Annotated in this window: 19 protein-coding genes; 10 read left to right on the plus strand and 9 right to left on the minus strand. The window is 73.4% G+C overall.

Features of this window, described 5'->3' with window-relative positions; translation table 11 throughout:
- The first annotated feature begins 138 nt into the window (after positions 1-138).
- From FBY24_RS19650 to FBY24_RS06570, 9 genes are all read left to right on the plus strand, one after another.
- The gene (locus tag FBY24_RS19650) at positions 139-813 is read left to right on the plus strand and encodes a hypothetical protein (RefSeq protein WP_142159096.1); all 675 of its coding nucleotides are present in this window, start codon (positions 139-141) and stop codon (positions 811-813) included.
- A 236-nt stretch (positions 814-1,049) separates the two neighbouring features.
- The gene (locus FBY24_RS06535; protein WP_142159098.1) at positions 1,050-3,518 is read left to right on the plus strand and encodes a transglycosylase domain-containing protein; all 2,469 of its coding nucleotides are present in this window, start codon (positions 1,050-1,052) and stop codon (positions 3,516-3,518) included.
- 256 nt (positions 3,519-3,774) lie between these two features.
- Positions 3,775-4,068 carry a 30S ribosomal protein S6 gene (gene rpsF, locus FBY24_RS06540; protein ID WP_140458208.1) on the plus strand — a complete coding sequence of 98 codons (294 nt, stop codon included), beginning with the start codon at positions 3,775-3,777 and terminating at the stop codon, positions 4,066-4,068.
- A 101-nt stretch (positions 4,069-4,169) separates the two neighbouring features.
- The gene (locus FBY24_RS06545; protein WP_142159100.1) at positions 4,170-4,715 is read left to right on the plus strand and encodes a single-stranded DNA-binding protein; all 546 of its coding nucleotides are present in this window, start codon (positions 4,170-4,172) and stop codon (positions 4,713-4,715) included.
- 72 nt (positions 4,716-4,787) lie between these two features.
- Complete coding sequence (gene rpsR, locus FBY24_RS06550; RefSeq protein ID WP_135972172.1) at positions 4,788-5,024, plus strand: 30S ribosomal protein S18; 237 nt, start codon at positions 4,788-4,790, stop codon at positions 5,022-5,024.
- A 14-nt stretch (positions 5,025-5,038) separates the two neighbouring features.
- On the plus strand, positions 5,039-5,488 hold the full coding sequence (gene rplI / locus FBY24_RS06555) for a 50S ribosomal protein L9 (RefSeq protein WP_140458206.1): 450 nt from the start codon (positions 5,039-5,041) through the stop codon (positions 5,486-5,488).
- Between the two features lie 167 nt (positions 5,489-5,655).
- Positions 5,656-5,922: a hypothetical protein gene (locus FBY24_RS06560; RefSeq protein WP_142159102.1), complete on the plus strand. Its 267-nt coding sequence runs from the start codon at positions 5,656-5,658 to the stop codon at positions 5,920-5,922.
- Positions 5,923-5,990: 68 nt separating this feature from the next.
- Positions 5,991-6,323 carry a hypothetical protein gene (locus tag FBY24_RS06565; RefSeq protein WP_142159105.1) on the plus strand — a complete coding sequence of 111 codons (333 nt, stop codon included), beginning with the start codon at positions 5,991-5,993 and terminating at the stop codon, positions 6,321-6,323.
- Between the two features lie 128 nt (positions 6,324-6,451).
- On the plus strand, positions 6,452-7,084 hold the full coding sequence (locus FBY24_RS06570; RefSeq protein WP_142159107.1) for a hypothetical protein: 633 nt from the start codon (positions 6,452-6,454) through the stop codon (positions 7,082-7,084).
- Positions 7,085-7,099: 15 nt separating this feature from the next.
- Here FBY24_RS06570 and FBY24_RS06575 read toward each other — a convergent pair whose 3' ends face one another.
- A complete protein-coding gene (locus FBY24_RS06575; protein WP_142159109.1) occupies positions 7,100-8,536 on the minus strand; it encodes an MATE family efflux transporter in 1,437 nt (478 codons plus the stop codon).
- Between the two features lie 356 nt (positions 8,537-8,892).
- On the opposite strand from FBY24_RS06575, the gene dnaB reads away from it, so the two are divergent.
- On the plus strand, positions 8,893-11,469 hold the full coding sequence (dnaB, locus tag FBY24_RS06580) for a replicative DNA helicase (RefSeq protein ID WP_142159111.1): 2,577 nt from the start codon (positions 8,893-8,895) through the stop codon (positions 11,467-11,469).
- Positions 11,470-11,651: 182 nt separating this feature from the next.
- Here the strand turns inward: dnaB and FBY24_RS06585 are convergent, their stop codons facing one another.
- Genes FBY24_RS06585 through FBY24_RS06620 form a run of 8 tightly spaced genes read right to left on the minus strand, consistent with a single transcriptional unit; the run spans position 11,652 to position 23,238 of the window.
- Positions 11,652-13,466, minus strand: coding sequence for an ABC transporter ATP-binding protein (locus FBY24_RS06585; RefSeq protein WP_222117213.1), 1,815 nt, complete (start codon positions 13,464-13,466; stop codon positions 11,652-11,654).
- A complete protein-coding gene (locus tag FBY24_RS06590) occupies positions 13,463-13,846 on the minus strand; it encodes a hypothetical protein (RefSeq protein ID WP_142159113.1) in 384 nt (127 codons plus the stop codon). Before FBY24_RS06590 ends, FBY24_RS06585 begins: the two co-directional genes overlap by 4 nt.
- A gap of 17 nt (positions 13,847-13,863) precedes the next feature.
- Positions 13,864-15,771: a TOMM precursor leader peptide-binding protein gene (locus tag FBY24_RS06595; RefSeq protein ID WP_140458199.1), complete on the minus strand. Its 1,908-nt coding sequence runs from the start codon at positions 15,769-15,771 to the stop codon at positions 13,864-13,866.
- Positions 15,768-17,396, minus strand: a complete 1,629-nt coding sequence (locus FBY24_RS06600) for a hypothetical protein (protein WP_142159115.1) — start codon at positions 17,394-17,396, stop codon at positions 15,768-15,770. The genes FBY24_RS06595 and FBY24_RS06600 overlap by 4 nt, the downstream gene beginning before the upstream one ends.
- Entirely contained in the window at positions 17,393-18,793 is a 1,401-nt protein-coding gene (locus tag FBY24_RS06605; protein ID WP_140458197.1) for a SagB family peptide dehydrogenase, read from the minus strand. The genes FBY24_RS06600 and FBY24_RS06605 overlap by 4 nt, the downstream gene beginning before the upstream one ends.
- Complete coding sequence (locus FBY24_RS06610; RefSeq protein ID WP_142159117.1) at positions 18,786-19,850, minus strand: lantibiotic dehydratase C-terminal domain-containing protein; 1,065 nt, start codon at positions 19,848-19,850, stop codon at positions 18,786-18,788. Before FBY24_RS06610 ends, FBY24_RS06605 begins: the two co-directional genes overlap by 8 nt.
- Complete coding sequence (locus FBY24_RS06615; protein ID WP_142159119.1) at positions 19,847-20,761, minus strand: lantibiotic dehydratase C-terminal domain-containing protein; 915 nt, start codon at positions 20,759-20,761, stop codon at positions 19,847-19,849. The genes FBY24_RS06610 and FBY24_RS06615 overlap by 4 nt, the downstream gene beginning before the upstream one ends.
- The gene (locus FBY24_RS06620; RefSeq protein WP_142159121.1) at positions 20,761-23,238 is read right to left on the minus strand and encodes a hypothetical protein; all 2,478 of its coding nucleotides are present in this window, start codon (positions 23,236-23,238) and stop codon (positions 20,761-20,763) included. The genes FBY24_RS06615 and FBY24_RS06620 overlap by 1 nt, the downstream gene beginning before the upstream one ends.
- Positions 23,239-23,270 lie beyond the last annotated feature (32 nt).

Here is a 23,270-nt window from a genome sequence, read left to right on the forward strand (position 1 = left end):
GTCCCTCCCACCCGCCGACCCCGTCATCGGTGCCGCCCCGCCCACCCCGCCCGTCACAAATGACGGGGTCGGCAGGTGGGGAGGGGATCGTCAGGTGGTCGTCATCGGGGTGGCAGGTGGGGGTGGTGCGATGCGGGCATGGACGCCGCCCAGCACGTCACCGACCCCACGCACGTCCCCACCAGCCGGCGGACGTGGCGTCGGCGGACCGTCGTCGTCGCGGCCTGCGCGGGCGTCGTCCTGCTGCTCGTGGCCGCCGGAGAGGTCGCCGCCCGCGGCGCCCTCGCCGACCGCCTCGACCAGGCCCGGGACGCGCTGCCCGCCGGCGCCGACGTCCGACCCGGCCCCAGGCCCGCGCTCTGGCAGGCGCTCACCGCCACCGCCGACCTGCGCGTCACCCTCGCGCCCGACGCCCTCGCCGACGCCCTGACCTGCACCACCGGCCGCGACGACCTCCAGGTCACCACCGCCGGCGGAGTCGTGACGGTCGCCGCACCCGTCGCCGTCGGTGACCGCGAGGTGCCCGCCGAGCTCGACCTGCTCGCGACCGCCGAGGACGGGGCCCTGGTCCTGCGCGCCCAGGCCGTGCGCGTCGCCGGGTTCGACGTGCCGCCGCGGGCGCTCGCTGGGCGGGTCCCGGAGGTCGGGCGTCTCGTCGACGGTGTGCGCGTGGGTGGCCGCGACGGGCTCGTCGTCGCGTCGGTCCGCACCGCCGACGACGGCCTCGAGATGGGCGTCCAGGCGTCCGCGCCGGGCGGCGGGGCACCGCGCGCGAGCACTCCCGGGGGCGGCGCGGGCTGCCTCGGCGGCTGACCGGACGCCCGCTGTGCACCGGCTGTGCGCGGTGCCGCCGTCCTGCGACGACCGCGTCGCGGGCGGGTGCCGATGGTGTGAAGGTGCCACGAACGCGGCCGTCGAAGGAGCAGGTTCCACCCGGGCGGTCGTCCATACTGGGCCGTCGGGCACCCGTGTGCCCGCGCACCGCCTCCTCCCCAGGGCCGCGAGCCCCGCCGGGCGTGGGCGGGCGTCGTCGGCAGAAGGGCAGCTCGTTGGCAGGCACCTCACGTCGCGCGGCACCACCGCGTGCCCGTCGTGCGACCCGCGGCACGTCGTCGTCCGCAGCGGGTCGCTCGACCAGGGCTCCCGCGAAGAAGAAGTTCTTCGACTACCCGCGCTCCGGGTACACCGGCCTGCACCGCTGGCTGCCCTCGTGGCGCGTCGTGGTCGGCACGTTCATCGCCTTCCTCTTCCTCGGCGTCGGCGCGCTCGTCGGGCTGTACCAGTTCACCGAGATCCCGGACAGGCTCGCCGAGGCGGAGTTCGAGACGACGACCGTCTACTACGCGGGTGCGACCCCGGATCAGCCGGGCGAGGTGATGGGCCAGTTCGCCGAGCAGCGCCGTGAGCGCGTCGACTACGACACCCTCCCCCCGTACATCGGCCAGGCCGTGGCCGCCGGTGAGGACCGCACCTTCTTCTCCAACCGCGGGATCTCGGTCAGGGGCATCGTCCGTGCGCTCATCAACAACCTCAGCGGCGGTCAGCAGCAGGGCGCCTCGACGCTCACGCAGCAGTACGTCGAGCGCTTCTACATGAACACGACGAAGTCCTACCTGGGCAAGGCCCAGGAGGCGATCCTCGCGCTCAAGCTGACCCGGAAGGAGAGCAAGGAGGAGATCATGGAGCGGTACCTCAACACGATCTACTTCGGCCGCGACTCCTACGGCATCCAGACCGCCGCGCAGTCCTACTTCGGCAAGAACGCCGCCGACCTCACCGTCGCCGAGATTGCCGTCATCGCCGCCCTCATCCCGTCGCCCAACAACTGGGACCCGGCCGTCAACCCCGACGAGTCCGAGCAGCGCTGGAACATCATCCTCGACAAGATGGTCGAGGAGGGCTGGCTCGACGCGGGCGAGCGCGCCGGCCTGGAGTTCCCCCAGACCGTGGAGTACGAGCGCTCGCAGACGTACGCCGGCCCCAACGGGTACATCCTCGAGATGGTGCGCAAGGAGCTCATCGACTCGGGCGCCGTCAAGGAGGAGCAGCTCTCCACCGGCGGCCTGAAGATCGTCACGACCATCGAGAAGGACGTCCAGGACCAGGCCGTGGCCGCTGCCGCGGCTCTGCGCAGCGGGGAGATGTCGGGCGGGGCCACGCCCGCCGAGGGGATGAAGATCGGCATCACGTCGGTCGACCCCGCCACGGGCGCCATCGTCGCGATGTACGGCGGCGCGGACTACCTCACCGACTTCAGCAACCGGGCGACCACGGCGATCCAGGCCGGGTCGACGTTCAAGCCGTTCACGCTCGTCGCGGGCCTCGAGAACGGCGTCAGCCTGTCGAGCCGGTACGACGGGAACTCCCCGCAGCGCTTCCCGGAGTGGGAGGGCGGGCAGAAGGACGTCTCGAACTTCGGCAACGACTCGTTCGGCAACATCGACCTCGTCGACGCGACCGCCGACTCCGTGAACACGGTCTACGCCGCCCTCAACATCGAGATCGGCCCGGACAAGACCGCGGACGTCGCCAAGCGCGCCGGCGCCAAGGCCGAGCCGCTCGTCGTGCCGTCCAACGTGCTCGGCTCGGACGAGGTGCGGCCGCTCGACATGGCGGCCGCGTACGCCACGTTCGCCGCCCAGGGCATCCACCACGACCCGTACCTCGTCCACCAGGTCACGTGGCCCGAGGGTGAGGTGGCGTACACCGGGTCGTCGCAGGCCGAGCAGGTCTTCGAGGCAGACGTCATGGCCGACGCGACGTACGCGATGACGCAGGTGGTCGAGCGCGGGTCCGGCGAGGGGTGGATCAAGCCGATCGGGGTTCCCGTCGCCGGCAAGACCGGCACCTCGACGAGCAACCTCTCGGCCTGGTTCGTCGGGTACACCCCGACGCTCGCGACATCGGTGGCGCTCAGCCAGGTCGGCGCCGACGGCATCAGCTTCGAGACGATCACCCCCTTCGGCAACAACGCCCGGGGCCAGGCCCTCACGCAGGTCACGGGCTCGACGTGGCCCGCGGCGCTCTGGGCCCGGTACATGGACCCGGTGCTGGACATGCCCAAGTACGCCGCCGTGCGGGACTTCCCGCCGCGGGCGAACGTCGGGCCCACGCCCACCGCGACGGCGCGGCCGACGCAGACGGCGGAGCCCACCCAGGAGCCGACCGAGGAGGCGCCTGCCGAGGTGCAGGTGCCCGGCAACCTGGTGGGGCGCATGTCCGGCGACGCGGAGTCCGCGATCATCAACGCGGGTCTCGTGCCGGCCATCCGGACAGAGGAGTCGGAGGACGTCCCGCAGGGCCTCGTCATCCGGGTCGAGCCCGGATCGGGCTCCACGCTCCCCACGGGCCAGACGGTCACCATCGTCGTCTCCGCCGGCCCGCCCGAGCCCGAGTGGACGCCCGAGCCCGAGCCGACCCCGACGCCCACACCCACGCCGACGCCCACACCGACCCCGTCGCCGACGGTGGACGGGCAGGGGCAGGGCAACGGGAACGGCAACGGCGGGAACGGATGACCCGACGGGCCCGTCTGCCGCGCGAGCGGGCGCGGCGGGTGTGACGCAGGCGATCCCCGTGCAGCGGCCCGGCCGGTAGGCTGGGCCGCTGCCGTCTGCCAGGCGGTACCGAAAGGCCTGCACGACCAGCACGACAGCCAGCACCCTCACCCGGCACCCGCCGGGGCCGCCCTCCCGGGGTCGGCGGGTGCGGGCCGACGCACGAGACCCTCCTGCCACGGACCGACCGTGGCCGCGAAGACCAGAGGAGGTGGGTATGAGCCTGCGTCAGTACGAGATCATGATCATCCTCGACCCCGAGATCGAGGAGCGCACCGTCGCCCCGTCGCTCGACAAGTACCTGACGGTCGTCAAGACCGAGGGTGGCACCGTCGACAAGGTCGACGTCTGGGGCCGCCGTCGCCTCGCCTACGACATCCAGAAGAAGTCCGAGGGCATCTACGCCGTCGTCGACTTCTCCGCGTCGCCGGCGACCGCCAAGGAGCTCGACCGCCAGCTCGGCCTCAACGAGGTCGTCCTGCGCACGAAGGTCCTGCGCCGCGAGGCGTGAGCCCGCACCGGTTGTGGGTGAGCCCGGCTAGGTTGCGGGCAGCCCACCACCGACGCGGCTGACGCCGCAGTCGATCCGAACGAACGAGCGAGGAGGCCGTCATGGCCGGCGAGACCACGATCACGGTGATCGGGAACCTGACCGGGGACCCGGAGCTGCGCTTCACCCCGTCGGGTGCAGCGGTCGCGAACTTCACGGTCGCGTCCACCCCGCGCACGTTCGACCGCCAGAGCAACGAGTGGAAGGACGGCGACACGCTGTTCCTCCGCTGCTCGATCTGGCGTGAGGCGGCCGAGTCCGTCGCGGAGTCCCTGACCAAGGGCACCCGCGTCATCGTGACCGGACGGCTCGTGCAGCGCTCCTACGAGACCCGCGAGGGCGAGAAGCGCACCGTGTACGAGCTCCAGGTCGACGAGGTCGGCCCGTCGCTGCGCTACGCCACGGCCAAGGTCACCCGCGCCCAGCGCTCGGGCGGCGGCGGTGGCTTCAACGGTGGCGGCGGTGGCGGAGGCGGCTACTCGGGCGGGGGTGGCGGCGGAGGCTTCTCCGGCGGCTCCTCGTCCTCGGGTGGCGGCGGCCAGGCCGACGACCCGTGGGCGACGCCCGGTGGTTCGTCGGGCGGCTACTCCGACGAGCCCCCGTTCTGATCGGCACACACATCTAGCTGCACATCCCCGAGCACGGCAACGCTCGGGGCTCCACAGACAAGGAGCACCGCGATGGCCAAGCCCGTCGTCCGCAAGCCCAAGAAGAAGCAGAACCCCCTCAAGGCCGCCAAGATCGACACGGTGGACTACAAGGACACGGTCCTGCTCCGCAAGTTCATCTCCGACCGCGGGAAGATCCGCGCCCGCCGGGTCACCGGCGTGTCGGTTCAGGAGCAGCGCGCGATCGCGCGTGCCGTCAAGAACGCCCGCGAGATGGCCCTGCTGCCGTACTCGTCGTCGGCGCGCTGAGGAAGGACCGACTCATGGCGAAGATCATCCTGACCCACGAGGTCACCGGCCTCGGTGCCCCCGGCGACGTCGTCGAGGTGAAGGACGGGTACGCCCGTAACTACCTCATCCCGCGCAGCCTGGCCACGCCGTGGTCCAAGGGTGCCGAGAAGGACGTCACCGCGATCCGTCGTGCCCGCAAGGCGCGCGAGATCGCCACGCTCGACGAGGCCAAGGCCGTCCGCGACTCGCTCCAGGCGAACGTCGTGACCGTCTCGGCGACGTCCGGCGAGTCCGGCCGCCTCTTCGGCGCCGTCACCACGGCCGAGATCGCCGACGCGATCAAGGCCGCCGGTGCGCCGTCCGTCGACAAGCGCAAGATCGAGGTCGCCCAGGCGATCAAGTCGCTCGGCGAGTACACGGTGCAGGTCCGCCTGCACCCCGAGGTCTCGGCGAAGGTGACCGTCAAGGTCGTCGCCGCCTGACCGTTCGCACCCGCGAGCTCACGAGGCCCGCACCGCTCCGGCGGTGCGGGCCTCGTCGTCTCTCCGTCCCGGGACGGAGGCGCAGGATCGGTCCCGGGACGGTGGGCGCGCGGGACCGGCGTCCCTAGCCTGGTGGTGTCACCCGGACCACCAGGAGGAGATCGACGATGAGTGCCTCGCAGCCCCAGGACGCGCAGCCCCGGCAGGCCGGGACGGCGGCGGCAGCGGGTTCCTTGCTCGCGGTCGGGGCGCCGTTCCTCTCGGTGGGGACGATCTTCCTGGCGCAGGGGTCGCTCGCCCTGGGCCTGCCTTTCCTGGTGCTGGGCATGGTGTTCGTGGCCGGGTCGGCCGGCCGGTTCGCCGCGTACGCACGGCGCCGCACCGAGGCCGGTGCCGCAGGGCCGGACGCGCCCGTGGACGACGCGCAGCCGTGAACGACGGCCCGGCCGCGGGCCGACTCGACGACCAGCTCGAGGACCCACGGTCCGGCAAGGGAGCCGCCATGAGCACCGACGACAACCCCCCGCGCGACAAGGCGAAGGACGAGCGCGGCGCCTTCCTGGCGATCGGGTTCGTGTTCGTCATCCTCGGGCTGTCGGCGATGGGCTCGGACAACCGTGGCTCGCTGGTGGTGTTCTTGTCGGTCGGCGTCGTCTTCATCGCGCTGTCATGGGTCGGCGGCCAGGGGCGCCGCACGGGCGCTGTCGACGCCGCTCCCGTCGCCGACGGGTCGACCCCGACCGAGGGGACCGACGCGGGTGCCGGGCCTGCACCGGCTGTGGACGACGCGTCCCACGGCGGGAATCCCGCCCCGCGCCCCTCCCCGGAGCCGTAGCCTCGGACCTGCCGTGCGCTGAGCCCGTCCAGGGTGCGTCGCCGGCGCGAGCGCGGCCATCAGGCAGCGAGCGCGGGGGAGACGAGGGGGCGCAGCGCCCCGAGGCGTCAGAGACCCGGAGGTCGTCGGTGGACGGGCGGGACGCGGCGCTCGATCGTCGGTGGAGCGTCGGCGTGGTGGCGGCTGCGCCGGGGCTCGTGGCCGCTGTCGTGTACGCCGGGCTTGTCGTGGTCGCGGCTCGCCTCGTGCCGGACGTCCTCGCAGACGCCGTGCAGTCGAGCCGCGTGCCCCGCCCGGTGATCTTCGGCAGGGACGCCTGGGTGCAGTACCTGCTCGCGCTCGGCTGGCTGGTCCCCTGGACTCTCGCGCTCGGCGTCGTGCTGGGTGTCCTGAGCCGTGCGGGGGCGATCGCCTGGGTCCTGGTGCCAGGCTCGGCCGTCCTGCTCCTGCAGCTCGCCTGGATCGTCCTGCTGGTGGCCTTTCACGTGCTGGTCTACTCGTGGGAGGAGTCGACGCTCGCGCTCACCCTGCGCGCCGACCAGACGATGCTGCTGGCCGGCCACGCGGTCGCGCTGGTCGGGTCGAGGTACGTGTGGCGTCGGCGCACCAGCTCGACGGATCTGGAGCGGACGGACCTCCTGCGCGTGTGCACGGGAGCCCTGCTGCGGATGCTCGCCGTGCTCGGGGTCTACGCGGGTCTCGCGCTCGCCCTCTGGCTGACGACCCCCTGCACGGGCTCGGGCGGTGCGCTCTGCACCTGAGCCGGGGCTCCGCGGTCAGGCGCCCGTGACCATCCAGGCGGTGCCGCGGGCGCGCCAGCCGGTCGTGACCGCGCGGGCCGCCATGAAGACCCCGGCGAACGCGATCCACAGCCACGCCAACCCGGTCGCATCGGCCGGCGCCCAGGCGTGCACGGCGAGGGCCGCGGGCACGTAGGCGACGAGGGTGAGGACCCCGGCCCAGGCCAGGTAGCGGCCGTCACCGGCGCCGATGAGCACGCCGTCGAGCACGAACACCCAGCCGGCCATCGGCAGGGTGACCGCGGCGACGACGAGGGCGGCCGTCGCCGCGCGCTGGACGTCGGGGTCGGTGCTGAACAGGCGGACGTACGCGGGCGCGAGGGCGCCGACGAGCACGCCCATGACCGCGCCCGCGGCAACGCCCCACTGCAGGGTCCGGCGCAGCAGCGCCCGGGTGCGCGCGACGTCCGAGGCGCCGAGGGAGTGGCCGACGAGCGCCTGCGCGGCGATCGCGAGGGCGTCGAGCGCGAACGCGGTGAGCCCCCACACGGACATCGCCACCTGGTGCGCGGCCAGCGACGCACCGCCGAGACCGGTGGCGACCCAGACGGTGACGAGGATCGCCACGCGCAGCGTCGCGGTGCGTACCAGCAGCGGCACACCCGCCCGGACGTTGGCCAGGATCCCCCCGGCCGCGGGCCGCAGCTGCGCCCCGTGACGGCGTGCGCCGCGGACCACGACGACGACGAGCGCCACGGCCATCCCGATCTGCGCGACCGCCGTCCCCAGGCCCGACCCGGCGATGCCCATGCCCGCGCCGTAGACCAGGGCGACGTTGAGGACGGCGTTGGCGACGGCCCCGGCCGCGGCGACCACGAGCGGCGTGCGGGTGTCCAGGAGGCCGCGCAGGGCCCCCGTGGCGGCCAGCACGAGGAGCATGCCGGGCAGGCCCGGCAGCGACCAGCGCAGGTACGTCACGGCCTGCGCGGCGACGCCGCCGTCGGCGCCGAGCGCTCCGACCACCCACGGCGCCGCGACCCACGTGGCGGCGGCGAGCACGACGCCGAGCCCGACGGCCAGCCACAGGCCGTCGACGCCGGTCTGCAGCGCGGCACGCGTGTCACCGGCACCGAGCCGGCGGGCGACCGCGGCGGTGGTGGCGTACGCGAGGAAGACGCACAGCCCGACCATCGTGACCAGCACCGTCGAGGCCAGGGCGAGTCCGGCGAGGGGCTCGGTGCCGAGGCGTCCGACGATCGCGGAGTCGACGAGCACGAATAGCGGCTCGGCGACGAGCGCCCCCAGGGCGGGTACGGCGAGCCGGACGATCTGCCGGTCCACACCATCCACAGGTGTGGAGGAGGCGCCGTCGGTCGAGGCTGTGGACGGCTCGGTGGACCCGTGGACGGTGGGCTCCTCCGGGGGTCCGGCGGGCCCGGGGGAGGGGGTGGGCGAAGCGTCCGGACTGTCCATGGAGCGGCTCAGGCGTCCGTCTGGTGAATGGTCGGCCAAGTTTCTTCGTTCCACAGCACGTGTACAGCGTAAGGGCAGGTGAGCGGCCCGGATCGGCCGTCTCACCCACGTTGTCCACAGGCCTGTCCACCGCCTGTGCACACAGGCTCGCCGGGGATGTCCACAGGCTGTCCACCGGTCTGTGCACAGGGCCGTTTGGGGCCCGCGCCGCCGGGGCCTAGCCTGCGCCAGGCGGGGGTGGACGCGTCGTGCGCGGCGCCGGGACCCGCCCCGGAGGGTCGGCGGCCGATTGTCACCGACCCCGGGTAGAACGTCCCTCGGGGGACGGGTGCAGGACGAGCGGAGTGGGTGACGGGTTGACCATCGAGGACCTCGAGTACGGCGCACCGCCGGACGCGCGCGGCGGGTTCGACCGCACCCCTCCGCAGGACCTCGACGCGGAGCGCTCGGTGCTCGGCGGCATGATGATCAGCAAGGACGCCATCGCCGACGTCATCGAGCAGCTGCGCGGCACGGACTTCTACCGCCCCGCGCACGAGGCGATCTACGACGCGATCCTCGACCTGTACGGGCGCGGCGAGCCCGCGGACGCGATCACGGTCGCCGACGAGCTGACCAAGCGCGCGGAGATCACGCGCATCGGCGGCGCGCCCTACCTGCACACCCTCATCTCCGCCGTCCCCACGGCCGCGAACGCCGGCTACTACGCGCGGATCGTGCGCGAGCGCTCCATCCTCCGCAAGCTGGTCGAGGCCGGCACCCGCATCGTCCAGCTCGGCTACGGCACCGACGGCGGCGACGTCGACGAGCTCGTCAACAACGCGCAGGCCGAGGTCTACGCCGTCACCGAGCGGCGGGCGTCCGAGGACTACCTGCCGCTGTCGGAGATCATCGGCGGCACCGTCGACGAGATCGAGGCCGCCGGCCACCGCGGCGAGGGCATGATCGGCGTCCCCACCGGCTTCGCCGACCTCGACCGCCTCACCAACGGCCTGCACCCCGGCCAGATGATCGTCCTCGCCGCCCGGCCCGCCATCGGCAAGGCGCTCGCCCTCGACACCCCGCTGCCCACGCCGCACGGCTGGACGACGATGGGCGAGGTCCGCGTCGGCGACGAGCTGCTGGCTGCCGACGGCAGCCCGACGCGGGTCGTCGCCGCGACCGAGGTCATGCACGACCGCCCCTGCTACCGCGTCACGTTCGACGACGGCTCGACGATCGTCGCCGACGCCCAGCACCAGTGGCAGACCCGCACGCGGGCCGAGCGCCGCACGGGCGCCGAGGGGCAGGTGCGCACCACCGAGGAGCTCTCCGCCACCGTCCGCTGCGCGACCGCCGACGCGCGCGCGAACCACTCCGTCGACACCGCCGCCCCGCTCGACCTCCCGCACGCCGACCTGCTCGTCGACCCCTATGTGCTCGGCGTCTGGCTCGGCGACGGCAACTCCGCCTCCGCCCGCTTCACCAGCGCCGACCCCGAGATCGCCATGCGCGTCGAGGGCCGCGGCTACGAGGTCCGCGCCGCGGGCCACGCCGGGGCAGCTGATCTCTACTCGATCGCACTCCCGCGTCCTGCTGTCATTGCTCGGCTCTGCGAGGTCTGTGGCGTCTCGTTCGTCCCCGCCCGTTCCCAGGTACGGACGTGCGGGCGATCGTGCGGCGGCAAGGTGAAGACGCTCTCGGCACCCGTCGCCGTGCCGACGTGCCCTGACTGCGGGGTCGCGACCACGGGGCTGGTGCGCTGCCAGGAGTGCCACGACCGCGTCGGGACCGTTCAGGCGCGGCTCAGGACGATCGGTGTGCTGGGCCGCAAGCACATCCCGTCCGTGTACCTGCGGGCCAGCGAGGTGCAGCGGCGGGATCTGCTCGCCGGGCTCCTCGACACCGACGGGACCGTGAACCCGACGGGGTCGGTGCAGATCGCGCTCACCGACGAGCGGCTGGCCCGTGACGTCCGCGAGCTCGTCCACTCCCTGGGGTACCGCACGGGATGGTCGACGAGGCCGGTCCGTGGACGGTCGGCCGCGTCCTCGACGTGCTTCACGATCACCTTCACCACGGATGACGACGTGTTCGCGCTGGAGCGCAAGAAGCTCGTGCACAAGGAGCGCCGCCGCCCGAGCACGCCCCGTCTGCGGCAGCGATTCGTCGTCTCCGTCGAGCGCGTCCCGTCGGTGCCCGTGCGGTGCGTCGAGATCGCGCACCCCACGCACCTGTACCTGGCCGGCCCGGCGATGATCCCGACGCACAACTCGACCCTGGGCATCGACATCGTCCGGTCGGCCGCGATCAAGCACAACATGGGTGCTGTCGTGTTCTCGCTCGAGATGAGCCGCAACGAGATCACGATGCGTCTGCTCTCCGCCGAGGCGCGGGTGCACCTGCAGAAGCTGCGCACGGGGCAGATGGGCGAGGAGGACTGGGCCAAGATCGCCGGAACCATGGGGCGCATCTCCGAGGCGCCGCTGTTCATCGACGACTCGCCGAACATGTCGCTGATGGAGATCCGCGCCAAGTGCCGGCGCCTCAAGCAGCGCCACGACCTCAAGCTCGTCGTGATCGACTACCTCCAGCTGATGACGTCCGGCAAGCGCGTCGAGTCCCGCCAGCAGGAGGTCTCGGAGTTCTCCCGTGCCCTCAAGCTGCTCGCCAAGGAGCTCGAGGTCCCGGTCATCGCGATCTCCCAGCTGAACCGTGGCCCCGAGCAGCGCACCGACAAGCGCCCCGCGATGAGCGACCTTCGCGAATCAGGCTCGATCGAGCAGGATGCTGACATGGTGATTCTGCTGCACCGTGAGGACGCGTACGAGAAGGAATCGCCCCGAGCGGGCGAGGCCGACCTCATCGTGGCCAAGCACCGTAACGGCCCCACGGACACCATCACGGTGGCCTTCCAGGGCCACTACTCCCGCTTCGTCGACATGCAGATGTAGTGGCGCCAGCCCCGACTGGCCCCGGCCTCACCAGGCGTCGGTGAGGTCCGAGATGCGCAGGCTGCTGGCGCCCCGCCCGTCGGCCGGTGGGCGCATCGCGGTGGGCTTCTCCCTCGCGGCGGTCACCGTGACGGCCGGAGACGCGGCATCCGGCCGCCGCCCCACCGCGTGACCCGCGGCTGTCACACCAGCAGCTGGTGCTCCGCGAACGTGCGGTACAGCGCACATCGCTCCACGAGCTCAGTGTGCGTGCCGACGTCCAGGACTCTGCCGTTCTCCAGCACCACGATCTGGTCGGCGGTGACCACCGTCGACAGGCGGTGGGCCACGATGACGGTGGTCCTGCCGCGGGACACCTCGTCCAGCGCCAGCCCCAGGAGGCTCTCGGTGGCGGAGTCGACGCTCGACGTCGGCTCGTCGAACAGGAGGAGCTGCGGATCCTGCAGCAGCACGCGAGCCCACGCGAGCCGCTGACGCTCGCCCCCGGACAGCACGGAGCCGTTGTCGCCCAGGTCGAGGTCGAGGCCCGCGTCCTGGCGGGCGATCAGACCGTCGAGCCCGACCGCGCCCAGGACGCGCCGCAGGTCCTCGTCGGTCGCGTCGGTACGGACGAGGCGGAGGTTGCCCGCGAGGGTCCCGCCCAGCGCAGGAGCCCCCTGTTCGACATATGCGACGTGGCGGCGGTAGCTGTCGAGGTCGACGTCCCGCAGGTCGTGCCCCAGGCTGCGGACCACGCCGGCGTCCGGGTCCATGAATCCCTCGAGCAGCGCGAGCACCGTCGACTTGCCCGCACCGGACGGCCCGACGACCGCGGTGCGTGACCCCACGGGCACCGTCAGCGAGACGCCACGCAGGACGGGCTCGTCCCCGTAGCCGAAGTGCACGTCCTCCAGGACGACGGCCGGCTCCGACTCGGTGGGGCCGACGACGTCCGTGCTCCCGCCGGTGCGTTCGGCCGGCATATGCAGGACCTGCCGGATCCGGTCGTACGACGCGAGCCCGAGCTGGATCTGCGTGTACGCACTCATCGCCTGTGTCACCGGCATGACGAGCAGGAACAGGTACATGATGAACGCCATCAGCTCGCCGACGGTCAGCACGCCTGAAGCGACGCGCAGGCCGCCGACCGCCAGCACCAGGAGGAACGCGCCCTGGATGCACAGCGACATGACGGGCTGCACCCACGCCTGGATGCGGGCCATCCGCACGCCTGACGCCTCGGCGCGGCGCGCGTACCGGGTGACGAGCTCGACCTGCTGCTCCGTCGCCGCACTCGCGCGAATGAGCACGACCGACGACAGGGCGCGGTCCGCGGCGGACGTCATGCGCGCCACCTCGGCCTGCGTCACCTCGCTGGTGCGGCGCATGCGGGCCCCCATGAAGGTGATCCCCACCCCTCCGAGCACCACCCCGCCGAGCGTGAGAGAGAACAGGACCGGGTCGAGCGTCACCATCAGCACCACCGCGGCGCCGAACATCAGGACGGCGGAGACGAGCTCGAACAGGCCGGAGGTCACGATGGTGCGGACCTGGCTGGTGTCCGCGCCGAGCCGGCTGATCCACTCGCCCTTGGGCGTAGCCGAGTAGGCGGCCATCGGCAGCCGCAGGACGCGCGCGATGAGCGAGCGGCGCAGACCGCCGACGAACGCCTCGCCGGTGCGCTGCAGCACGAACGACTGCGCGCCGCGCAGCACCCCCTCGCCGAGGGTGACACCCACCAGCCACCACACCCACGGGTTCTCCGCGCCGCTGCTCGCGGCGTCGATCATCCGCTGCATCATCAGCGGCTGCGCGACGCCGAGGATCGTGGCGACCACGGACACGACCCCGACGAGGACCAGTCCCGTGCGGTGCTCCCGCATCGTGTGCAGGAAGCTCCGGAACGCGCCCTTCGGGACGGTGACCTGCGGGCGACCAGGTCGCTGGCGGCCGGGCGCACCGCCTGCGTCGTGCGCCGCGACCGGCTCGTGCGTCGTCGTGCTCGTCGTGGTGGTCATGCGTCCTCCGGGGTGCGCTCGCGCTGGTCGGCCGGGTCGGCCGGGTCGGACGCGGCGGCCAGGAGGTCGTCGAGGTCGGCGTCGCCCCGCACGGTCCGTTCCAGGACGTGCCACCGGACCCGGTCCGGGCGCACGCCGATCGGCCCGGTGCGGTCGCCGACGGTGCGCGGCAGCCGGTCGTCGTCGAGCGCGTGCGGGTCGGTGAGCAGGTACACCGCGCCCCAGACGTTCGCGTGGGGGTCGGAGTACCAGGACTTGAGCGCCATGCCGGGCAGGCCCTCGTACGCCACCGCGCCCGGCCCTCGCGCCCACGCGCGGAGCGTCTCGACGGGCACACCGTGCCGCTCCAGGTCCCACTCGGCCATGACGACGAACTGCATCTTGATCCGACCTCCGGTCACGGGAACGGGTGCGGCAGCACGGGCTCGTCCGGGGACCACGCCGAGGCCAGCCCGAGGCGTGCCGGCACCGTCCCGAGGCGCTCGATCCCCTCGATCCTGCGCAGGTGGTGGCCGAAGGTCATGGTCAGGCTGCCGGTGACCAGCACCTTCACGCATGACAGGCCTGCCGCACGGTGCTCGTCGGTGGTCTGGTCGACGACGATCACGTCCTGCCCCTCGGCGAGGAAGCGGTCCACCATCTCGCGGACGTCGTCGGCCATCGACGCGTGCGTGAACTGGCCGTCCCGCTCCGCCTCGGCGAACGAGACGCTCGGGCCGGCGTCGAGGAAGTCGAGGTGGTGCCGCATGCGGGGGGAGCCGAAGTACGTCGAGTGGTCCGCCATGGTGCGCACGAGCCCCGGGTCGTCCACCATGCGCTCGGCGTCCTGCGCCAGGGTCGGGAACCGGCCGATGAAGTCGTTGAGGAACGGGCCGATCTCGCTCAGCGCGTTGAGCGCGGCCTTCTCGAGCGAGGGGTGGGCGCCAGCCGCGCACACCTGGGTGGGCCGGTCGGTGACCGACGGGTCCGGGTGCCGTGCGATCGCCCACACCGACGGGATGCCGTTCTCGGTCGTCTGGTCGTGGAGCCGGACCTGGTAGCCGGTCTCCCGCTCGACCGCCCGCAGCTGCGCCGAGACGGGATGGTGCCTGGCGGTGTCGACGCGCAGACGCGGCAGGGCGAGCCGCCGGTACCAGGCCATGAGGAACGCATCGCGCTCGGCCACCTCCAGCAGTGCGTGGAAGATCGCCTCCTCCATCGCGGAGCCCAGCGCGCAGCCGTTCGATACCTCGTACAGGAACGGGCCTGGACCCTCGTCGTGCGCGACGTAGTAGTACGCCTGCTCCTGGAGCACCAGCACGGGTCGTTGCTGGGCGAACGAGTACGCCCACACCCACCAGTACGGGGTGTGGGGGTCGAAGTCGCGGTAGTGGTTGCCGGGGTCGGCGTACGTGCTCGCCGGGTGGACGCCGAACAGGCGGGGGTCGACGGCGTCGTCTCCCAGCGCGGCGAACGACGACCGGACGGTGGTCCGCCGCCCGCCGGGCTGGACGCCGCCGTAGCGTTCGAGCGCTTCGAGGATCGCCGTCGCCTCGCTCTCCTCATAGCTGCGGCTGCGGCCGAAACCCGGTTCGATCCACTCGTGCCGCCGCAGCTTCATCAGCGCACCGGCGACGGCGAGCCCGCCTTGCGTGTCACGCTGCAGCGAGTGCAGGAGGCCGCAGAACGGGTCGACGTACAGACGCTTCAGCGTCTCTAGACGCGAGACCGGGTCCTCGTACCGGTAGCTGCGAGGGTCCGGCTTGGTCCGGTGCTCCAGCACGAGATCGGCGGACTCGGGCGAGTCGTCAGGAAGCGTTCCGCACGTCGCGCACAGGGGGTCAGGCAAGAACCGGTGGGACGCGAGCTCGAGCGTGCGCGCGTCGACGCGGACGACGGTCCGGGTCGGTGTCGGCTGCTCGGCGGTCTGCGCGATGAGGGTCCGGGCGGCCGCCACGACGGTTCGTGCCAGGACGTCGGGGTCCGCCGGCTCGGAGACGACAGGGTCGAGGTCCACCCACCGCTCCTCAGCCCGCTCGATGTCGACGGACCTCGGCGTCGCCAGTCGGTGACGCGTGAGCAGGCAGGTCGGGCAGCCGGGTTGCCGCGCGTCGTGCGTCGTCACCAGTGCGGCGCCCGGGCGCAGCAGCACCACGACCTGCCCGGCGGCGGACGCTGCCTCGTCGTCGGGCGTGCCGGTGACGTGCACTCGCAGACGCCACGGGTGGACGGCCGGTGCGGCCTCGTCCCACGCGGCCCGGAGGTGCTGCTCGACGGCCCGGCAGTGAGCGGACCACGTGCGGACTTCGGACAGGACAGCGGTCACGGTCGGGAGCCTCCGGGGGCGAGCAGGACGAGGACCTGGTGGGGGAGCACCGCGTCGACGGACGGGCCGCCGGACAGCGGGACGACGAGCGGTGTGCCGTGCCGTCCGAGCAGGGCGGCGAGCGAGGTGACGTCGGGGACGCCGTCGCTCGTCGCGGCCGGTGGACGGTACGTCCGCGGCGCCGCGACCCCGTTGCCGGGGCTGCGGGACTGGTGGCGCAGCAGCGCCTGGACGACCGCCGCCTCCGCGGCGTCCCGTGGACCGTGGTCCGATGCGCCCATGACGACGGCGTCCGGTGCGACCCGCAGCGCGACGAGGTCGAAGGGCAGCCCCTGCGCGACCAGCATCTGGTCGCACTCCTGATCGGTCGCCAGGAGGTCGGCACCGGTGGTTGACGGCGGCAGCGGCGCAGGGTGCCAGGTCACCTGCGGGTCCGTCGCCGCGAGGCGCGCGGCGAGCTGGACCGCCGCCGCGTGCGCGGCGTGGTGCGCTGTCGCACCGAGCGACGCGACACCGCCGGACCCGGCCGTCGCCCGCAGGACGTCGTCACGGCGGAGCACGACGGGCGCGCCAGGGCGGCTGCCCTGTGCGAGCGGCTGAGCGGTGACGCTCGGGGACAGGCGGGAGAGGCCGTAGCGCAGGACGGCCTGCCCGACCGCGTGGCCGCGCGCGTGCTCGAGGGTCCACCCGTGGCCGAGCACCACCTCCCGGCTGCCGTCCGCGTGTCGGACCGTCGACCCGGAGAGCTGCAGCGGTAGCTGACGGAGCCCGGCTTCCGAGGGGACGCCCACGGGGCTCGTCACGTCGTCGACCAGATGCGCGCAGCGCCGCGAGATCACCAGCGGGTCGCTCAGGTCCTCGACCGCGCCGACGCCGCCCGGCACCCGGTCCCCGTCGGTCCGCACGAGGCGGTGCTCGTGCACCGCGAAGGGGTCGACGGTGAGCCGGACACAGCGGTCCGCGCCGGACGCGTCCGCGCGGGCCGTCGCGGCCAGCGTCCGGGCCACCCACGGCAGCCAGGCCTCGGCGCCGTGCGCCGCGCCCGGCAGGGCGGCGGCGCCCGACGCGCCCAGGTACCGCAACAGCTCCTGCGCCCCGGCGGCGCGGTCTGCGGCGTCGCCGCGGAAGAGGCCCAGCCACACGTCCTCGCTCCGCAGGACGAGCCGGAAGCCGACGGCGCGCTCGGGGGCGTCCGCCGGGTGCACGTCGCCGTCGACGACGGCGAGCCCGGGCGAGAGGGCCGCTGCGGGCCGGGGGAGCACCACGCCGTGACCCTCAAGGAGCGTTGCCAGCGCCTGCGCGGCGCGGTGGCCGGCGGGCCCGGTGCGCAGGCCGGCGTGCAGCGTCCTCGTCGCGGACGCGTCGGAGCGCTCCACGGTGATCGCACCCCGCGCGACGAGCGAGTCGACGAGCCGCCCCATGCGCGCGCGGTTCCCGTCGGGGAGCGGCGCCAGCAGGCTCGCCGGGTCGGTCGGCTCGGTGAGCCGCTCCCGGATCCAGGCCACGGGCCGCTCGAGCCCTGAGCCGCGGAGCTGGTGGACCCCGCGCTCGTCGTGGACGAGCACGCCCCAGTCGTGCGTGGTCACCACCGCGTCGTCCGACCATCGCAGCACGTCGGTGCTCATGCGGGACGCTCCTGGAAGGTGTCGGAGGGGTGCGGCGTGCCGAGCAGGAACTCCCCGACGGTCGTGCACTCCAGCGGGTCCAGGCCGGTCGCGCGGGAGAACAGGTCGCTGTCCCCGCTGCCGATCGCGCAGGCGGCGAGCCCCATGTCGGTGGCGACCAGGTACATCGTCTGCATGAGGACGCCGACGTGCTTGAGCATCACGGCGTAGCCCATCTGCTCGTACTTCCACAGGATCCGCCCGAACCGCGGTGCCATGAGCACCGTCACCTGCGGCGGGGTGTCGACGGTTGACGAGTGGGTGGCCTCGCGCAGCAGCGCCGCTACGTCGGGGTCTGCCAGCCCGTCGCGCACAGGGGCCAGCCCGTGCGCGGTCGGGTCGTACACCCACAGGCCCGGGTCGATCCCTTCGACGTGCCGCACGAGCAGGTACAGCTCGATCTCGTACACGGACCCGCCCGACGGGTACGGCTTGCTCGCGTACTCGACGCCGTCCACCTCCTGCGCCGCGCGGAGCCGCGCGGTCCGGTAGAGGAACTCGCCAAGGCGCTCGCTGGTCAGCGGGGCGTCGTCGTCGTGGCGCCGCGTCGAGCGGCGGTCTTCGAGGACGGTGTGCAGGCTCGACGAGCGCTCGCGCCAACGCTGCGGATCCGCGGTCACGAAGGGCACGGTGACGCCCGCGCCGGGCGGGCGCAGCGGCGGGGGCGCGAACGTGCCACGCGCCCAGAACGTGCCGCCGAACCCGCGCTCACGTCCATAGCGTCGCGACCGCTCGTGGAACCACAGCTCGTGGGCGGACCACTGGCGGTGCCGGAGCTCGGCGGCCTCTGCGTCCGGCTCGACGAGCACGCCGCACCACGCCAGCACCTGCTGCTCGAGCACGTCCACCTCGCGGCCGTCCGGGTCGAGGCACCGGCTCATCCCGGTGACGTCCGAGAACGTGACGTCTCCCCAGGAGTGCGGAGCCTCCACGCTCCACCCGTCCGCGGTCGGTACCGCGACGACGTGCCGGGACGGGGTCAGGCGTCGCCGGTGCGCGGGGACGTCGCGGGCTGCCGGCGGGCGCCGTGGGACGACGGTCATGACGTGCCCTGACGTGCGCTCGACGGTGACGGTCAACCATCCGTCGTCGAGCAGCCCGGCGAGGACGTCGTCGGTGCCGTGCCCCGTGAGCACGGCGGCATCGACCTCGACGCCCCGCGGGTCGGACAGCTGTTCGACGAGTGTCGCCGTCGGCTCGTCCCACGCGCCGAGGGAGCGGCTGCGCGGCCAGCGGACCAGGACGGCGAGCTCCGGGGACCGCGCGAGGTACACGCCGGGCGCCAGGGCGAGACGCAGCGTCGTCCCGGACGAGGGCGTGGGCGTGCGCGCGGTGGAGGGCAGGGTGAGCTCAGGCACGGTCGAGGCCTCTCACGACGTCGGCTGCGGTGGTGCTGGTCAGGTCCTGCGCCGCCCGGGTGAGCAGGTAGCAGGTGTAGAAGCGGTGATGCGGCGTCAGGCCCAGCTTCGTGAGGTGCAGGTACGCGAGGTTGAGCACGAGCCGGTACCGCGCGAACCAGGCGCTGGTGCGGACCTCGTCCTGCCACCCGCGGTTCGCGGCCAGCGCGGTGTGGAAGGCCGATCCCCGGAACAGGTCCTGCGTGGCGGGGAGCGCACTGCCCCCGAAGAGCGCGAGCGGGTCCGTGGCGTCGACGACCGAGCCGAGGGTCATGACGGTGGCCGCGGTCGCTGCCGGCGGCGTGCCCGAGGCCGCCTGCTCGGCCGACTCGGCGAGCAGCCCGGTGAGCGTGGGACGGTGGAGCTCGTATGCCCGGTCCCAGCGCTCGCGCGTGCCGACCACGGCGTCCGTGCCCAGGTAGGCCTCCGCGTGCGACGCGAACGACGGGTACGTGGCGCGCAGGTCGGAGTCGGTGAACCAGGTGGCGATGCTCGCCAGCAGATGCACTGCGTACGCCTCGACGCGCAGGCGGCCGGCCGAGATCTCCCCGAACAGGTCGCACTCGGGCACCCGCAGCGCCAGGTGGCTCGCCCGGACGGTCCGCGCGAGGGCCTCGTCGGTGCCGTCGACGTCCCGAGCCGCCAGCGGCCGCAGACCGACGCTGCCGTCCGGCAGCCACGGGAAGAGCGGCCGGGCCCGCCGCTCGTAGCGCGCGAGGCGCTCGTGCAGGTCGACGTGCTGCCCGGGCTCTACCTTCGCGCCCGGGCCGAGCGCCGCCAGGAGGTCGGACGCGCGCTCCACCAGTCCGTCGGCCTGCAGCGCGGCGACGGCTTCGTGCGACGCGCAGAAGCACATCGAGACGTGCGGTCCCCGCCACCAGTCGGTGTCGACGTAGAAGGGCCGGCGCCCCAGCAGGCGGTCGCCGGCGAGCGGCCGCACGACCTCCTCGACGACCCGTGCGGCGTCGCCGTCCCAGCGCACGAGGTACAGCTCCCACCACGGCTCCGGCGTGCTCATCGGGCCGCCCAGACGTTCGCGGGTGCCTCGTCGGTGAGCAGGTCCCAGGCGATCCGGCGGACCGTGACCTCCTGCTCGAGGGTCAGGCCGAGCCGGTTGCACAGCAGGTGGTGACACACGTCCGACCCACGGGACCGGTCGGCGGGCGGCACGTCGGCGGCGAGCAGACGCACGTGGAGGCGCTCGAGGGACGTCCGCCACTCCTCGCACCAGGGGTCGGCGCCTGAACGGGCGCGTGACAGGAGCCCGCGCAACATCTCCGCGGCGGCGCGCGGTGGCTTGCGACGGTCGAGCGGTGTCGCCGACGCCCAGCGGTCGACGAGCTCGTCGCGGGGTCGGGCCGACGGGCCGACGTCCTCCCGGACCCACCCGGTGAGCACGAGCAGGGTCGCGACGGTGAGGACCTGGGTGGGAGCGGGACGACCGAGCAGCACGCGAGCAGCGAGCGCCGAGGACTCCTCGAAGTGCTGCTCGTACGCCCGCAGCGACGCCCCGTCGCCGTACTTGTCGACCTCGGGCACGTACGGCTGCTCCCAGACGTGCCCGTGGGGCTGCCAGCCGAGCACCTCACGGTCCTCACCCTCGCGTGCCGCGAGCCGACGGGCGATCTGGTCGTAGACCTGCTCCGGGGCGGGGTACCGGGGGTCGTGCTCGGCGAGCCACGCGCCGGCCCGATCGCGCACGAGGGCCACGGCGTGCTCGCGGTCCGTCGGGCGCAGGGCCAGCCGCAGCCGCACGTGAGGGCCGCCCTCCCAGTAGCGCAGGTAGAACCAGGCGGTCCCGGGGTCGCGCTCCTGCAGATCGTCGACGACGTCGACGATCACGGTCCGCAGCAGCTCGTCGGTGTCCCCGTCGCACCGCACGTGCAGCGATGTCCAGGTGCGCTCGGCGCCGGTATCGGGGGCGGGCATCAGGCGGCCCTCCGCATCTCGTCGTCCACGAGGTGCGCGGGCACCTCGATGAGGAGCTCGACGGCAGGCGCGTCCGGGTGCCGCCCGAACGGGTCAGGCAGGGCCTCGTCCAGCACGACGAAGTCGGCACCAGCGCTGTGCCGCAGAAGCTCCCACACGGTCCACCACGAGTCGAGGTCCAGCAGCATCGGCTTGCGTGACTTCGCCTTGTCCCCGCGCAGGTCGCGACCCCAGGCGCGGGCGTAGCTCGTGGCGGGCAGGTCGCGGTCGCTGAGCCAGCCCTGCAGGTCCTCGAGGTACGTGGCGTGGGATCGGTCGGTCCGCGGGCGTGGGAAGTCCGCGGCGGGCACGATCCACCGGCGACGCTGGACGACGAGGTCCTCCACCTGCACGCGCGGGATCCTGGTGATGCCGGCCAGGCTGCCGAGCGCCAGGTCCGACGCGAACGGCGGGCTGCTCGGGTGCAGCAGGTAGGCGTCGCCGAAGACGCGTTCCATGAACCGCGCGAGGGGCGGGAGCTGGTAGTCGGCGAGCATGCCGACGTGCGTCGGCTGGACGCGTGTGCCGTCGCGGGCATCGACGAGCTCCACGAGTCCCGTCGCGCCGGTTCGCACGTGCAGCCGGCCGACCGGGAGCCGCTCCTGGCCCGGCGCGGGACCCGTGGTGCAGGGGTAGTCGATCGCTGCCGGCAGCGTGGCGCGTCGGGCGTTGAGCGACGAGCCGTGCGTCCCGGTGTACTCGGCGGGCAGCGTGTGCGTCCCGCGGGCGACGCTGACGGGTGCCGGGTCGAGCCCAGCACAGCGCATGAGGTGGTCGGTCCGCGCGCGGCCGCGCCCGTGCCCGCCGTGCACGACGTTGACGACCCACCGGGCGTCGGTGGTGCTCGCGGCCTGCAGGTACACGGCCGCGGGCCCCGTGCTCCGCAGCCGCTCCGGCCGGGTCCGCAGTTGGTCCGCGACCTGCTGGAGGCTGAGTCTCGTCACGCCGTCGCCGTGCTCGGACGGCCGCGGGACCAGCTCGGTGCACCGTTGCCGCTCATGAAGGAGCTCCAGCAGCGGTGCGGTGAGCTGGGTGGCTCGCGTCGACGGGCCCGGCTGGACGGGCACGGGTGAGAACCACGTGCGCAGGTGATCCGCGAGCGGCCCCTGGCCGCGCTGCAGCTCCTGGTGCACCGCCTGGTAGAACTGGAGCAGCGGGACCGACCGGCCCGGCGGGACGACGGCGGCGGCGTACGTGGAGACGGCGAGCCGTCCGGGCCACTTGACGTCGAGGACGGCGAGCCACGACCGCGCGGCCGAGACGGTGGCGAGGTCCGCAGCGGACGGCCGCTCCGCCGCCGGCACCGTGACGGGTTCGGTGAGCACGGCCGACTCGTGGACGAGCACCAGGTCGGGTCCGAGGTCGTCTGCCGACCGGCCGAGCATCGCGAGCAGCTCGCGGACGGCGGCGTCGAGCAACCGGTGCTCGGTGCGCAGGCGCTGCGGATCGGTCGGGGACGGGCACTCGGCGAGCACGGTCGCCAGGCGCCGGAGCGTGCCGAGGTACGGCACGTCGGAGGCGACGCCGTGCTGCTCGATCCACGCGACGAGGTCGCCGACCGGCTGGTCGACGCTCTCGGAGACGGGGCAGACGGCCTCCAGGACGCCCGAGCGCAGCAGCGTCTCCACGGTGTCCGCAGCCGGGGTGCTGTCGTCGGCGCACCCGGCGACGCGTCTCGACCAGGTCGTGGCCGCTGCGGTCCGCGAGGGAGCCTCGTGCACCAGGCGGATCGCGGGGTGGTCCGGGAAGGAGCGCAGCTGTTCCGCGGGGGGAGGCCCGAGCAGCACGAACCTCTCGAGAGCCTCGACCCAGGTGAGCGAGGGGTTGGGGCGCAGGTCCCACCTGGCGGCGACCGCGGGGCGCTCTGCCAGGTCGTGGATGAGCAGCGCCCAGATCTTGCCGTCGAGCTGGCGGACGAGGCGCGTCGAGCCGGGGTCGGGGGTCGTCGATCTGCCGGCACTGCCCTCGGCCCCGGGACGGCCGGTACAGGTGAACGTCGAGAACGGGCTGGTCTTCGCGGCGGCGCGGTAGACGAACTGGGCGACGCGTGCGGCGCGCTTGTCGGAGGCCATGCGTTGCGGCCAGTCGTCGGAGTCGACGAGGTCCTCGAGCGACGGGGCCGACTGCAGCACGCCGTTGCGCAGCAGGGGCGCCGTGACGTGCTCGGCAAGCAGCTCACGGGTCCGCGCGCGGTCCGCCGCGAAGGCGGTCTCGACCTGGACACCCTCCTGGAGATGGCGGGCGAGCGCGTCGTCGACGCGGCGCAGCGCGTCGGCCAGGGGTGCCGGCAGCGTCGTCAGGACGTCCTCGCCCGGCACCCGGCCGCGTCCGAGGGCGCGCTTGATCCGCAGGAGGTTCTTCTGGCGCTGCGGGTCGATCCCCTGAGCGCCGATCGCGCGGAAGAGCTCAGCCGCAGCCGCAGCGGTGCAGCGATCCACCTGCGCGCGGGAATCCGCGCGTGCGTCGAGTG

Source organism: Cellulomonas sp. SLBN-39, assembly GCF_006715865.1.
GTDB lineage: Bacteria > Actinomycetota > Actinomycetes > Actinomycetales > Cellulomonadaceae > Cellulomonas.

Bases quoted from the DNA above. Each gene is read 5' to 3' on its own strand.
- FBY24_RS06560 (WP_142159102.1), top strand. From the start codon at position 5,656: ATGAGTGCCTCGCAGCCCCAGGACGCGCAGCCCCGGCAGGCCGGGACG.
- rpsF (WP_140458208.1), top strand. From the start codon at position 3,775: ATGAGCCTGCGTCAGTACGAGATCATGATCATCCTCGACCCCGAGATC.
- rplI (WP_140458206.1), top strand. From the start codon at position 5,039: ATGGCGAAGATCATCCTGACCCACGAGGTCACCGGCCTCGGTGCCCCC.
- FBY24_RS06575 (WP_142159109.1), bottom strand. From the start codon at position 8,536: ATGGACAGTCCGGACGCTTCGCCCACCCCCTCCCCCGGGCCCGCCGGA.
- FBY24_RS06600 (WP_142159115.1), bottom strand. From the start codon at position 17,396: ATGAGCACCGACGTGCTGCGATGGTCGGACGACGCGGTGGTGACCACG.
- FBY24_RS06585 (WP_222117213.1), bottom strand. From the start codon at position 13,466: ATGACCACCACGACGAGCACGACGACGCACGAGCCGGTCGCGGCGCAC.
- rpsR (WP_135972172.1), top strand. From the start codon at position 4,788: ATGGCCAAGCCCGTCGTCCGCAAGCCCAAGAAGAAGCAGAACCCCCTC.
- FBY24_RS06615 (WP_142159119.1), bottom strand. From the start codon at position 20,761: ATGCCCGCCCCCGATACCGGCGCCGAGCGCACCTGGACATCGCTGCAC.
- FBY24_RS06610 (WP_142159117.1), bottom strand. From the start codon at position 19,850: ATGAGCACGCCGGAGCCGTGGTGGGAGCTGTACCTCGTGCGCTGGGAC.
- FBY24_RS06590 (WP_142159113.1), bottom strand. From the start codon at position 13,846: ATGCAGTTCGTCGTCATGGCCGAGTGGGACCTGGAGCGGCACGGTGTG.
- FBY24_RS06565 (WP_142159105.1), top strand. From the start codon at position 5,991: ATGAGCACCGACGACAACCCCCCGCGCGACAAGGCGAAGGACGAGCGC.
- FBY24_RS06545 (WP_142159100.1), top strand. From the start codon at position 4,170: ATGGCCGGCGAGACCACGATCACGGTGATCGGGAACCTGACCGGGGAC.
- FBY24_RS19650 (WP_142159096.1), top strand. From the start codon at position 139: ATGGACGCCGCCCAGCACGTCACCGACCCCACGCACGTCCCCACCAGC.